The organism is Acinetobacter sp. GQ146 (assembly GCF_059758585.1).
This window is the reverse complement of record NZ_JCAXDV010000008.1, coordinates 171,529-184,514: the sequence shown is the minus strand read 5'-3', so window position 1 is coordinate 184,514 and position 12,986 is coordinate 171,529. Positions and strand designations below refer to the sequence as shown.

At 40.8% G+C, this 12,986-nt stretch carries 16 protein-coding genes; 7 read left to right on the top strand and 9 right to left on the bottom strand.

Annotated elements, in window-relative coordinates; translation table 11 throughout:
• Window positions 1-12: 12 nt before the first annotated feature.
• Together AC6CHI_RS13565 and AC6CHI_RS13560 are read left to right on the top strand one after the other, a co-directional pair.
• Window positions 13-1,044, top strand: coding sequence for a DUF1311 domain-containing protein (locus AC6CHI_RS13565; RefSeq protein WP_498121867.1), 1,032 nt, complete (start codon window positions 13-15; stop codon window positions 1,042-1,044).
• An 87-nt stretch (window positions 1,045-1,131) separates the two neighbouring features.
• A complete protein-coding gene (locus tag AC6CHI_RS13560; RefSeq protein ID WP_498121866.1) occupies window positions 1,132-1,908 on the top strand; it encodes a Rossmann-like and DUF2520 domain-containing protein in 777 nt (258 codons plus the stop codon).
• A gap of 75 nt (window positions 1,909-1,983) precedes the next feature.
• Here AC6CHI_RS13560 and trmB read toward each other — a convergent pair whose 3' ends face one another.
• Both trmB and AC6CHI_RS13550 read right to left on the bottom strand, forming a co-directional pair.
• On the bottom strand, window positions 1,984-2,700 hold the full coding sequence (gene trmB / locus AC6CHI_RS13555) for a tRNA (guanosine(46)-N7)-methyltransferase TrmB (protein WP_458892265.1): 717 nt from the start codon (window positions 2,698-2,700) through the stop codon (window positions 1,984-1,986).
• 222 nt (window positions 2,701-2,922) lie between these two features.
• The gene (locus AC6CHI_RS13550; RefSeq protein WP_498121865.1) at window positions 2,923-4,371 is read right to left on the bottom strand and encodes a SulP family inorganic anion transporter; all 1,449 of its coding nucleotides are present in this window, start codon (window positions 4,369-4,371) and stop codon (window positions 2,923-2,925) included.
• Window positions 4,372-4,586: 215 nt separating this feature from the next.
• Here AC6CHI_RS13550 and gstA point away from each other — a divergent pair, with 215 nt between their 5' ends.
• The gene (gene gstA, locus AC6CHI_RS13545) at window positions 4,587-5,198 is read left to right on the top strand and encodes a glutathione transferase GstA (protein WP_458892267.1); all 612 of its coding nucleotides are present in this window, start codon (window positions 4,587-4,589) and stop codon (window positions 5,196-5,198) included.
• 44 nt (window positions 5,199-5,242) lie between these two features.
• Here gstA and AC6CHI_RS13540 read toward each other — a convergent pair whose 3' ends face one another.
• The 6 genes from AC6CHI_RS13540 to AC6CHI_RS13515 form a co-directional block, all read right to left on the bottom strand.
• On the bottom strand, window positions 5,243-5,932 hold the full coding sequence (locus AC6CHI_RS13540; protein WP_498121864.1) for a hypothetical protein: 690 nt from the start codon (window positions 5,930-5,932) through the stop codon (window positions 5,243-5,245).
• 63 nt (window positions 5,933-5,995) lie between these two features.
• The gene (locus AC6CHI_RS13535; protein ID WP_458892269.1) at window positions 5,996-6,781 is read right to left on the bottom strand and encodes a thiazole synthase; all 786 of its coding nucleotides are present in this window, start codon (window positions 6,779-6,781) and stop codon (window positions 5,996-5,998) included.
• Window positions 6,782-6,793: 12 nt separating this feature from the next.
• The gene (thiS, locus tag AC6CHI_RS13530) at window positions 6,794-6,991 is read right to left on the bottom strand and encodes a sulfur carrier protein ThiS (RefSeq protein WP_458892270.1); all 198 of its coding nucleotides are present in this window, start codon (window positions 6,989-6,991) and stop codon (window positions 6,794-6,796) included.
• A 25-nt stretch (window positions 6,992-7,016) separates the two neighbouring features.
• Entirely contained in the window at window positions 7,017-7,382 is a 366-nt protein-coding gene (locus tag AC6CHI_RS13525; protein WP_458892271.1) for a DUF423 domain-containing protein, read from the bottom strand.
• Between the two features lie 142 nt (window positions 7,383-7,524).
• Window positions 7,525-8,394 (bottom strand): RNA polymerase sigma factor RpoH, encoded by an 870-nt coding sequence (gene rpoH / locus AC6CHI_RS13520; RefSeq protein ID WP_458892272.1) that lies wholly within the window; start codon window positions 8,392-8,394, stop codon window positions 7,525-7,527.
• Window positions 8,395-8,534: 140 nt separating this feature from the next.
• The gene (locus AC6CHI_RS13515) at window positions 8,535-8,768 is read right to left on the bottom strand and encodes a sulfurtransferase TusA family protein (RefSeq protein ID WP_498121863.1); all 234 of its coding nucleotides are present in this window, start codon (window positions 8,766-8,768) and stop codon (window positions 8,535-8,537) included.
• Between the two features lie 385 nt (window positions 8,769-9,153).
• Between AC6CHI_RS13515 and AC6CHI_RS13510 the strand changes: the two genes are divergently transcribed.
• A complete protein-coding gene (locus AC6CHI_RS13510) occupies window positions 9,154-9,366 on the top strand; it encodes a cold-shock protein (protein ID WP_005177104.1) in 213 nt (70 codons plus the stop codon).
• A 101-nt stretch (window positions 9,367-9,467) separates the two neighbouring features.
• The gene (rhlB, locus tag AC6CHI_RS13505; protein ID WP_458892274.1) at window positions 9,468-10,619 is read left to right on the top strand and encodes an ATP-dependent RNA helicase RhlB; all 1,152 of its coding nucleotides are present in this window, start codon (window positions 9,468-9,470) and stop codon (window positions 10,617-10,619) included.
• A gap of 71 nt (window positions 10,620-10,690) precedes the next feature.
• Here the strand turns inward: rhlB and AC6CHI_RS13500 are convergent, their stop codons facing one another.
• On the bottom strand, window positions 10,691-11,068 hold the full coding sequence (locus AC6CHI_RS13500; protein WP_498121862.1) for a hypothetical protein: 378 nt from the start codon (window positions 11,066-11,068) through the stop codon (window positions 10,691-10,693).
• 195 nt (window positions 11,069-11,263) lie between these two features.
• On the opposite strand from AC6CHI_RS13500, the gene AC6CHI_RS13495 reads away from it, so the two are divergent.
• Together AC6CHI_RS13495 and AC6CHI_RS13490 are read left to right on the top strand one after the other, a co-directional pair.
• Window positions 11,264-11,839: a nitroreductase family protein gene (locus AC6CHI_RS13495; protein ID WP_458892276.1), complete on the top strand. Its 576-nt coding sequence runs from the start codon at window positions 11,264-11,266 to the stop codon at window positions 11,837-11,839.
• Window positions 11,840-11,870: 31 nt separating this feature from the next.
• Window positions 11,871-12,944 carry an NAD(P)H-dependent glycerol-3-phosphate dehydrogenase gene (locus AC6CHI_RS13490; RefSeq protein WP_458892277.1) on the top strand — a complete coding sequence of 358 codons (1,074 nt, stop codon included), beginning with the start codon at window positions 11,871-11,873 and terminating at the stop codon, window positions 12,942-12,944.
• Window positions 12,945-12,986 lie beyond the last annotated feature (42 nt).

Here is a 12,986-nt window from a genome sequence, read left to right as displayed (position 1 = left end):
AACAGGCTTTATATGAATAAATTAAGCAATACTTTAGTTTTTGTAACCTTGTGTAGCAGCATGCTTCTCACGGGGTGTGATTTCTTTAAAGGAAAGAAAGACAATGCTGAAGCAGAACCAGCTGTGCCCGCAGTCAATGAATGGGACTGTAGCAATGAAGCAAAGTTAACAGAGATTAAGACTGCGCTACAGCAAGACTATCTGAAAAAACTGGATAAAGCTTTACGTGACTCTAGCTATTATCAGGCAGATAAACACCTGACCGATACCATCACCCAGAATATTCATTTTGAAGTGAAAAATATTACCACAGTGACTGAACAACCAGAAACCGCAAAGCAACTGGAATGCCGTAGCGAGCTGATTGTGAAAATGCCGAAAGGGTTGCAGCAACGTGCTGAAAATGCATATAAAACCGAAGAATGTGATTGTGATCGCTATGACACCTTGAATGATTTACTGGAAAGTGAAGCGTATGGTTTGAGCTTGCAGAAAGATCAGTTGAAAGGATCATTTAATTATGAGCTGATTAAAACGGATAAAGAGGGCATTCAACTCCAGTTACCCAAAGAAAATAATGTGATAGAGGGATTAGTCTTTATTACAGAAAAAGCGGTACAACTTGCTGCTTATGAAGCTGAAAATCGAGATATGACAGATAGACAGGAAGCCAATGCTCAAGAAGAAGCAGCACAACAAGAACTGGCACAGAAATCGATGGATATCCGTCAAAAAGAGCTGAATACCGATCAAGCAAAAGTGGTGGAGCGTTTGAATCAAACTTGGGATCATTTTACCAGTGAGCAAAAAGCCCAGTTGCAACAAGACCAGTCCGATTGGTTTGAAAAACGGGATGTAGACTGTAAAGTGATTGCGCAAACGAGCCTTTATAATATTCCCGAAAAAGATCGTGAAACCTATCAACAGCATCACGATTATTGGGATGCGAACATGAAGGAACAAAATCAGGACATGCAATACACCAAGTGTTTTAATCAAAAAACTTCAGAGCGTATTGTTTATCTGAACAATGTTTTTAACTGATCAGAAACTGCATTGAAATAGAAAGGACGAATTGCTTCGTCCTTTTTTTATTGGCATGCTTACAGCAGAAAGGAAGAGTAAGCAAATATGCGAATTAGTTTTATCGGTGCAGGGCGCGTTGCCTCCCATTTGGCCTCTGTTTTAAAGCAACAACATCAAATTGTACAAATTTATAGTCGGACTTGGGAAAAATCACAGCGTTTGGCTACGCATGTGGCAGCACACGCTTGTCCTTCGTTTAGCGAGTTAAATCCAGAGATTGACCTGTTGATTCTTGCGGTGAGTGATCAATCCATTACTACGGTGATTGCAGAAATTGCCCCGTTATTGCCAAATGTGCTGATTGTACATACTTCGGGCAGTACCGATCTTCAGCGATTGCAGCACTATCACCCACGTTCGGGCGTATTTTATCCTTTACAGACGTTTAGTCTTGAGCGTGAAATTGACTGGCAGCACACCCCACTTTTTGTGGAAGCAGTACACGCAGCAGATCAAGCGCTTTTACTGCAACTGGCGCAACAACTCAGTGAACGTGTCTATGCCTATAGTTCGCAACAACGTTTAAGTTTGCATTTGGCAGCCGTGTTTGCCTGTAATTTTACTAATTACTGTTATGACATGAGCAAGCAGATTGTCGATCAGACACAGGTTGATTTTAGTCTGTTGTATCCGTTGATTTTGGAAACAGCAGCCAAAGCCACACAGAATGATCCCAAAAATATGCAGACGGGCCCGGCAGTACGCGGTGATGTGAATATTTTACAGATGCATCAGTCAATTTTAGCGGAATTGCAACGACCTGATTTGGCTGAAGTATATGCCTTAATGAGTCAGCAGATTATGCAGCGACATCAAGCCTAAGCGTTGGCGTGAAATTGAGAGGGGAATCTCAAGCATGCAGTGCAGCATGCTTGAGAAAAATCTTACTGAGATAAATTACTTAATTTTCTTGAAAATAAAGTCGTTAATTTTGTGACCAGCTTCCAAGCCACGACGTTCAAATTTGGTTTGTGGACGCCATTCTGGACGCGGGTAGCTATTGCCTTTACCTGCCATATTTTCAAGATTTGGACGGTTGTCTAATACATCCAGCATCCACTCTGCATACGGTTCCCAGTCAGTGGCTGCGTGGAATGTACCACCCATTTCCAACTTTTGCTCAACCAATGGCATACGGTCATGTGAAACGAAACGACGTTTGAAATGACGTTTTTTCTGCCATGGATCTGGGAAATATAACTGCACACAGTTAATACTATTGTCAGGCATTTCACGAAGGACTTGAATCGCATCGGCATCTAAAACGCGTAAGTTTTTCAGTTCAGCCATACCTGCTTCATACACGCATTGCGCAATCCCAGGAATGTGTACTTCAATACCAACAAAGTTACGTTCTGGATTGGCTTTCGCCATAAGCACCAGTGAACGACCCATACCAAAGCCGATTTCAACAGTCAAAGGACGTTCAGGGTGTTCAAAATGCTGACGCAAATCACCTACTGGATATTCCAAAATTAAGTGACCATATTGTTCAAGCGCAGTACGTTGAGAAGTATTCAGCGGAGCAGAGCGACGCATATAAGTCACAATTTCACGATGCTCATTTAAGTTGTCTAGCTCGACGACTTGCGGTTCTAATAGATCGGTTGACATAACTTTGGCAAATGTAAAAATTCGAAAGCGGTATTTTAAATCCTGAGACTGGCAAGTCAAATTTTTTACCGTTATTTCGGCAATTAAATTGTTTTTGATTTTGTCAGCGTGAAGTTCATCCAGTAGAAACTGGCTTGGGAGATGATCTAGAGCTTACAAATTTCTTAGCACTAAGCAAAAAAAGAGCTGGTCTAACCAACTCTTTTTAATATGAAATAGGATTTAAAGCGGATTATAGCGGTCTATCAAAGTGCTACTGGCTTCATTCAAACCCACCACCTCAATGTTAACTCCCTGATCTCGAAACTTTTGTACCACGGTATTCAGCATATTCACCGAAGTAATGTCCCAAACATGGGCATGAGTTAAATCGAGAATGACGCGTTTGGCAGGAGTCGAAAAATCAAAGAATTGATAGAATTTTTCCGAGCTGCTAAAGAAAATTTGTCCTGAAATGCGATATTCAAGTGTATCGGCATTGATCTGTAGCGCTTGGACTTTAACTTCACTTTCCAGTTTGTTCACAAGGAACAGGGCAGAGAGACAGACCCCAACAAAAACACCTAAGGCTAGATTGTGGGTCGCCAATACAATCACCACGACGCTGAGCATGACAATGTTACTTTGCTTCGGATGCTTATTAAATTGCTTGACTGAATCCCAATTAAAAGTGGTAAAGGACACCATAATCATAATAGCCACCAGTGCCGCCATTGGAATATACGCCAGCCAGTCTTTTAAAAACACCACCAGACAGAGTAAGAACACACCTGCCACTAAGGTTGAGAGTCGCGTACGCGCTCCTGAACTCACGTTAATAATCGACTGACCAATCATCGCGCAGCCTGCCATACCGCCCATAAAACCACTGACAATATTGGCATAACCTTGACCACGACATTCCTTATGACGATCACCCTCGGTGCCTGTGACGTCATTCACGATGGTGGTCGTCATCATGGTTTCCAGTAAACCTACGGTGGCTAAGGTGATGGCATAAGGGAAAATAATCTTTAACGTTTCCAGATTAAGCGGAATTTCAGGCACTAAAAATACAGGTAGTGTATCTGGGAATTGACCTAAATCACTGACGGTTCGCATGTCTGCACCAAAAACCAGTGCCACTAGGCTGAGTAAAATGATACAAACCAGTGGGGCAGGCAGTAATTTGCCAATTTTAGGAAGATAAGGAAATAGATAAACGATCAGCAAGCCTAAAGCAACAAAGGTATAACCAATCCAGTCCATTTTCTGGATTTCAGGAATTTGTGCCACAAAAATAAGGATTGCTAGGGCATTCACAAAACCGTAAACCACAGATTGAGAAACAAAGCGCATCAGTTTTGCGACTTTAAAGTAGCCTGCAATAATTTGAATCAGACCCGTTAAAATGGTGGTTGCAAATAAATATTGAAGCCCATGTTCTTTGACGAGGGTAATCATCAGCAGCGCCATTGCACCTGTAGCTGCCGAAATCATGGCAGGGCGACCACCAAAAAAAGCAATACTGACGGCTATACAGAACGATGCATATAAACCGACTTGAGGGTCTACACCTGCAATTGCTGAAAAAGCTATCGATTCAGGAATTAGTGCTAGACCAACCACAATACCCGCAAGCACATCAGTACGAATATTCGAAAACCATTCTGTTCTTTTAAGGCTAATCACTACAACATTTCATGAAATTTAAAGAATGTGTATGTTAAAACATCTAACAATAAAAAAGCACACGAGATTGTCTTGAAAAATTGTAAAAATTGAACAATATTCAAGAAGTACTATTTATAAGTCGTTACGCTTTTTTGCAATTTACAGGTCTGAGCGCTTGAAAGTTTGTCTGAAGGCATTTAAAAAATTGAAGAGTTCGATAACAAGGATTATATATGAAGCTTTATTATTCCCCAGGTGCATCTTCATTAGCAGCACATATTATTCTAAATGAAATTAATGTCGATTTTGATCTGGTTCGCGTAGACCTAAAAACACATAAAACAGAAAAAGGTGAAGATTATTATGCAATTAACCCAAAAGGTTATGTGCCTGCACTCGAAATCAACCCAGGGTTAATTTTGACTGAAAATGTGGCGATTTTACCCTTCTTAGCGCAGCATGATCCCAAGCAGGATTTGATTCCACCCTCAGGTCTAGGCCGTGCCAAGGTACTCGAGTGGTTGGGTTATCTCAACTCAGAATTGCATGATGCCTATGCCGTATTATTCTGCGGACCTTTGTCGGAAGAAGCCAAAACCAAAGCCTATGCAGAAATTGATCGTTTACTCAGTTATATCGATCAAGCCATTGCAGATTCAGACAATGATTATTTGGTTGATGATAACTTTGGACCTGCCGATGCTTATTTATTTGTGCTGACAAACTGGTCAAATGCCATTGAGCATGATTTGACGCCGTATAAAAATATCATTGCTATTCGTAATAAAGTCGCAGAGCGCCAGTCGGTACAAATGGCGATGCGCGATGAGGGTTTGATTCCTTAATCAATTCTTGAAAATAGAAAAACGCCTCTATTGAGGCGTTTTTTTTATTTAAATTCAGGTGGTTCATTAAAATCAATTTGTTCTAGTTTTAGATTGTAGGTTTGTTGGAGCTTGCTCCACTTGACTTGAACAGGCTGAGTAGACTCCGCGAACTCATTTTCTCCAGTCGTGGTTTTCACTTTTCCTGTCGAAAAATTGATGCTGCGAGAGGATTGATCCCCAGAAGCACGATGAAACTCGCTTTGATCAAAGCCGATCAGGTGCATGGCATTATTTTGATAGCGAAAACTAAAACTGTTATTGGTGACATACCAAGAACCACAACTGAGCCAATAATGCAGATTGATTTTAAGTATGTCTTTATGAATACTTATCCCGCCATCTTCCATTGGGTCAGCCAAGCAAGGGGATTCTTCGTCATTCTCAGTTGGAAGTGAGTCGTTTTCAGTGATCAGTTGATAACCCTGTGCTGTTTGAAATAGCACTAATAGTTTTCTCGGATTCAGATTTAAGCGATCACTGCCTAAACCCGCATTCGCAATCACATTTTCCGGATTATTGTCTTCAATAACCAAAACGCTATCATTTAGACCATCACGGTTGAGATCCCCTGTAACGGTTTCAATGATTTTCCAATTTTTAGGAATGAATGGACTGAAGCTTGAAGAGGGTGTTGCTGCAAAGCTAGGGATACAGAAACCCAAGCAGCATAAAGGTAGAATGGTTTTTATCATGTAATTGACTCTATATTTATTCTTAAAAAGAAAAGGATTCCGAGGAATCCTTTACTACACATTTTATTTAAAGAAATAGCCCGTTTCTGGTGAACTGGCATTTGCCATGCGTTTGCGCGGCATACGCCCAGCGAGGAATGCTTCACGTCCTGCTTCTACCGCTTTTTTCATGGCAGATGCCATTAACACCGGGTTTTGCGCAGCAGCAATCGCGGTATTCATCAATACACCGTCACAACCGAGTTCCATGGCAATTGCAGCGTCACTGGCTGTTCCTACACCAGCATCGACTAACACTGGAACTTTGGCATTTTCTTTAATAATCGAAATCGTGTGTGGGTTTAAAATCCCCAAACCCGAGCCAATTAAACTACCTAAAGGCATAATTGCTACACAACCCATGCTTTCCAATTCTTGCGCCACAATAGGGTCATCAGAAGTGTAGACCATGATTTCAAAACCATCGTCAATCAAGGTGCGGGCAGCTTTAAGGGTTTCGGTAATGTTGGGGTAAAGCGTTTTTTCATCACCGAGAACTTCAAGCTTGACCAAATTGTGACCATCTAATAGTTCCCGTGCCAACATACAGGTGCGTATCGCACTATTGGCATCAAAACAACCTGCGGTATTTGGCAAAATCGTATATTTTTCAGGTGGAATAACCGAAAGCAAATTGGGCTGATCGGGATGCTGGCCAATATTGACGCGGCGAATGGCGACAGTAACAATTTCTGCACCACTGGCTTGAATGGCTAAATCAGTTTCATTTAAATCTTTATATTTACCCGTACCCACCAACAAACGTGAGTTAAAGGTTCTTGAACCGACAATAAGAGGGGTATCTTCCATGGGAGCTCCAAATTAGCCGCCACCAACGGCATGAATAATTTCAATGCGATCTTGATCACAAATAGGGGTTTGTTCGAGTTTAGATTTTGAAATAATCATTTCATTGTGTTCGACTGCAAAACGTTTACCTTCTAATTCTAATTCTTGAATCAGTTGTAATAGATTGCAGCACGTGGTGTCTTTTGCTTCACCGTTCAGAAAAATTTGCATGTCATTATTTCCAACAAGTTTTGACCTATTTGGCGTATTTGTAGGCATTCCACGCTAAGACCAACCATCCAGCAATCATCAATGCTCCGCCAATTGGGGTAATGGCACCCAAACCACGAGGTAAACCCAAAGCCATCACATACAGTGAGCCACAAAAGAAGAAAATTCCAACTTGAATGAGGGTGAAACTCACTTTAATCGGCAGCAGAGGAACGACTTTTGCCAAAATCGCGAGCATCAATAAGCCCAAAGCATGATAGAAAAAATAATCTGTCGCGGTTTGCCACCAAGCCAATTGAGCCTCAGTTGCACGGGCTTTTAAGCCATGTGCGCCAAAAGCACCTAACATGACAGCAATGGCTAAATTGAGTGCTGAGATTGCGATCCACATAAGCTATGAGACCTAAACAAATTTGCGCATAACCTTAGCATATTCTGCCCTAGTGAAAAAAGCGAAATGTGACATTGTGCTATCGCAAATAAAAAAGGGCATAACCCGAAAGTTATACCCTTTAAAAATTTGAACAGCAGAATTAATTTGAAGACATTGCGATTTTGATTTTTTCCATCGCATTTTTCTCTAATTGGCGAATACGTTCAGCAGAAACATTATATTCAGCAGCCAATTCATGTAGGGTTGATTTATCATCATCTAACCAGCGGCGCTGTAAAATATTACGTGAGCGATCGTCGAGTTGCTCCATGGCTTCATGCAAAGCGGAAGTACTTTGTTCTTCATAGTCTTCGTTTTCAACCAAACGGGCAGGATCATAACGGTTGTCTTCTAAATACAAGGCAGGAGCAACATGCGTTGAACCTTCATCATCGTCATCACCTTGCGCTTCAAAAGCAGCATCATAGGCGGTAAGACGGCCTTCCATTTCTAGCACTTGTTCTGGCGTCACATTCAAATCATTAGCAATCGACTGCGCTTCTTCTAAGGTCAGTTTCTTACTCGATTTTTTCAGACTGCGTAAATTAAAGAATAATTTACGTTGCGCTTTGGTGGTGGCAATTTTAACAATTCGCCAATTACGAATCACATATTCATGAATTTCAGCTTTAATCCAGTGTACCGCAAAAGACACTAAACGCACGCCCATGTTCGGGTCAAAACGTTTCACAGCTTTCATTAAGCCTAAGTTGCCTTCTTGAATTAAATCACCTTGTGGCAAGCCATAACCTGCATAACTTCGTGCAATATGAACAACGAAACGCAAATGCGACATTACCAGCATTTTAGCAGCATCAAGGTCTTGGTCGTAGTAGTAACGCTCAGCCAACTCTTTTTCTTGTTCAGCTGTTAAAATCGGAATCTGATTGACAGTACTAATATATGCCCCAAGGTTTACACCTGGCGCAGATAATGACAGGGGCATCAATTGATTGCTGCTGTCACTCATAGGTACTCCTTATAAAATTGGACATTGATGTTCCACTACCTTTCATATTAATGCCAATAAGCTCACACATTAAGGAAATTTGGGTAGCGTTATGTAATTTTTTATGCCAAATTGAAACCATTGAGTCTAACTGAAAATAATTAAGATTCAATTAAGTAATGGTATTCATGCTCTGAAATTTTTCTCACTTCACAGCTTAACTGATGCATCTGACAATAACGTGTCACATCAATTTGACTATGCGGATCGGAAGATTTGAGTAAAATCCGATGTGAAGGTGAATTTTTTAGGGAACGTTTAAGCATCAATAATGGCATGGGGCAAGGCTTACCCATTGCATCAATAATCAGCTCACATTCGGTCTGTTTCGTCATACTGAGTGAGGTTGCAGAAATATACTGTTAAAATATTAGCAAATTTAATGCCAAACCCCAAATAAAAACATAGTAAAACTATATGAATGTTTATATTGATCTAAAATATGCATCTAAAAAAAATTACTTAATCTTTAGCTGAATTAAGTGAAAAAAATTCTATTAATTGTCACAAACCCATGTTAAGCTCGATGCCGTATTGAGGATTTATCGCAACTTTACATTGTTTTAAAACCCTACACTACAAATGGATGTAACCGGGATTTTGTTAATAGTTATACAGAATGATTACAAGCTTAGAAATAATAAATGTTTTTAAACCTTGTTTGCTCTGCTGTTTGCAACACCGGGTGGTCCTTCTTTTAAATACAATGAGGATTAACTTATGACAGCTCGTGAACAAGGCGTAGTTAAATGGTTCAACGACACTAAAGGTTTTGGTTTTATTCAACGCAATGGCGGTGATGATGTATTTGTTCACTTCCGTGCAATTCAAGGCGAAGGCCACCGTTCACTTCGTGACGGCCAACGTGTTGAATTCAGTGTTGTAAAAGGCCAAAAAGGCTTCCAAGCTGAAGAAGTTCAACCTTTAGACTAATACGCTAAAGAATCTTCGAAACGCCCCAATGTCTATTGGGGCGTTTTTTGTTTATAATAAGCCCTCGTCTTTTCTTTATTCATTAGTTTGAGCAAGTATTTATGTCATCTGGTTTTGAAACCCTAAATTTACATCCTCAACTTAAACAAGCGATTGATGCTTTGGGGTTTAAGGAAATGACACCAATCCAGCAGAAGGTACTGAAGTTTACTTTGGCTGGACATGATGCGATTGGGCGTGCACAAACAGGAACAGGCAAAACTGCTGCATTTTTGGTGAGTGTGATTAATGACTTGCTGAACAATCCAATTAAAGAGCAGCGTTTTCGTGGTGAGCCACGTGCACTGATTTTAGCTCCAACACGTGAGTTAGCTTTACAAATCGAGAGTGATGCGAAACATCTCACTAAATTTACCGATCTGCATTTGGTGACTTTGTTGGGTGGTGTAGATTTCGATAAGCAAAAAGCACAGCTCGACAAAAATTTTGTCGATATTATTGTGGCGACACCAGGTCGTCTGATTGATTTCGTTGAACAAAAAGAAGTATGGCTCGATCAAATCGAGTTTTTAGTGATTGATGAAGCCGACCGTTTATTGGATATGGGCTTTATTCCTTCGGTGAAACGTATTGTGCGTTATTCTCCGCGTAAAGAGCAGCGCCAAACCCTCATGTTCTCTGCGACTTTTAGCTATGATGTTTTGAATTTGGCACAACAGTGGTTATTTGAACCGGTAACTGTGGAAATTGAGCCAGAAAAGAAAACCAATGCTGATGTTGAGCAGCGTGTATATATGGTTGCGAAGACGGATAAATATAAATTGCTGCAAGATATCTTGCGTGATGAGCCAATTGAAAAAGTCATGATTTTTGCCAATCGTCGTGATCAAGTCCGTAAGTTATATGACACCTTGAAGCGTGATGGTTATAAAGTTGTGATGCTGTCTGGTGAAATTGCCCAAGACAAGCGACTCAAAATGCTAGACCAGTTTAAACATGGTAAGCACAACATCATGATTGCCACCGATGTGGCGGGTCGTGGTATTCATGTTGATGGCGTATCGCATGTAGTGAACTTTACTTTACCTGAACAGTCGGATGATTACGTACACCGTATTGGTCGTACGGGACGTGCAGGAACACGTGGGGTAAGCATTAGCTTTCTTTCAGAAGATGATGCATTTCATTTGCCAGAGATTGAAAAAGCGATTGGACAGAAATTACCGTTAACTCGTTTGGAAGGTTATTGCTAATTTTTGCTAAAAACGAGAAAAAGGCTAGTAAATACTAGCCTTTTTTTATGGATTTCTTTTGAGTGTTGGACTTAATTGGCTTTGCAGTAAAAAGTCACAACGGTTTGATAATCGGTATCTTTTGAAATGCTGGTATTGGTGCCTGCAATACTGCCAATGACATCAGCAGCTGCTTGAATCATTTGACCTGTTTGGTCATCTACAACACCTTTGAGCGAACCATTGTATTCGGTTTTTTCACTCACCACGATTGGTGTTGAGTTTTTGCAGGTTTTATTGGCTGCTGCGACCGCATTGTTTTTGGAAATAATGCTGGTTTTACCCAGACCGGTAACCTCAAATTGATTATTTTCTTTTTGAATTACCGTGGATGATGTCGGTGTTGTGGCACATGCAGATAGTAAAATTGAGCCTAAAATAGCTGCACTCAAGGCAAATTTATTGTTCATGTTTTCCCCATTTTGTAGTGAAGTACTGCAACATAGTGTTGATGATAATGACCAAAGAAGATGTATAAAAAGTGCTGCTTTATTTTACTGCTGTGTGAAAAAATGCCGATAAAGACAATTTATTCAGTCTGCTAGAGCATTATGAAAATATTGTGATACTCTTGCAGGAGTATTAATGTGTAGATCTCAAAGTCGATGACGGATTTAACAGCAGACCTTATTCACCAAAATATTCATCAACGTCAGTCTATCGGACATCTTGTTGAGCCTGCTCCAAATGCAGCTCAACTTGAACTTGCTTTTCAAGCGGCATTGACTGCACCAGATCATCATCGCTTAAAGCCGACCAGATTTGTGGTGATTGAGCCTGAACAAAGAGCCGCTTTTGGTCAATTGTTATCAGATGCACTCGCAGATCTTGGTGAGCAAGATCCAGTCCAATTAGATCGCGTGAAGCAGCATCCATTTCGAGCGCCAGTGTTGGTTTTGGCCTTAACGCAGTTTAAAGATCACGCCAAAGTTCCTTATTTTGAGCAGACGTTAAGTACCGGTGCTGCCATTGAAAATTTCTTACTGTCTTTGCAAGCGCAAGGTTTTTCGACTATGTGGCGGAGTGGGGCGGTGGTTGAATCTACCTTGTTAAAACAGGCCTTGGGGCTCACAGCGCAAGATCTTGTTTCTGGTATTATTTATATTGGAACAGCAGCCAAAGCGATTCCAGCGCGTGCTGAAATTCATACCGAACAATATGTGAGTTATTGGAATAAATAAGTTTGAAATACGCTTTAGGATATAAAAATAAATGTCTGAATTAAATTTTAGTGACTTGGTTGAACCTGTTGTAATTGACCGTAAAACGGCATTACGAGTGACCGTATTGGGTGGTGGTAGTTTTGGTACTGCAATGGCAAATACAGCAGTACGAAATGGTTGTGACACCATGATTTGGATTCGTGATGAGGCTATTGCCGATGAAATTAATCGGACGCATATCAATCAGCGTTATTTGCCAGATTTTCAACTAGAACCAGGTCTGGTTGCTGTTTCAGATGTAGAAAAAGCCGTTCGAGATCGAGATATTATCTTGGTGGCGATCCCGAGTCATTCGTTCCGTGACGTTCTGAAGCAAATTCGTCCCTATATTAGTTCGCAAGCCGTGATCTCTTTAACCAAGGGTATTGAAGCAAATACCTTTTGCTTTATGAGCGATATTATTCAGCAAGAATTGCCAGAAGTGCCTTTTGGTGTGCTTTCTGGGCCTAATTTGGCCAAAGAGATTGTTGCTGGACAACCAGCAGGTACAGTCATTGCGAGTGATTCTGAGTTAGTGCGTTATGCAGTGCAACAGGCATTACACAGTGCTTTATTCCGTGTTTTTGCAAGTGATGATGTGCATGGCGTTGAATTGGGTGGCGCCTTAAAAAATATTTATGCGGTCGCTATGGGCATGGCTGCTGCTTTTAACGTGGGAGAAAATACCAAGAGTATGATTCTAACCCGTGCTTTGGCAGAAATGAGTCGTTTTGCGGTAAAGCTTGGTGCAAACCCGCTAACATTCTTGGGCTTGTCGGGGGTCGGTGATTTATTTGCCACCTGTAATAGTCCTTTGAGTCGCAATTATCAAATCGGTTATGCCTTGGGTAAGGGGAAAACTTTAGAACAGGCCACCAAGGAACTTGGACAAACCGCGGAAGGGATTAATACCGTTGTGCAGGTGAAAGCTCGTGCTCAGGAACTTGATGTCTATATGCCAATTACTTGTGCTTTATATGATGTGATTTTTGAAGGGGCTCCACCGTTATCTATTGCGGTATCCTTAATGAAAAATGGACATCGTAGTGATGTGGAGTTTGTTTTGCCACATCATGCGGTTTAAGTTTAATTCATTGAATGCATTAGAATTGTCATAAATACTGTA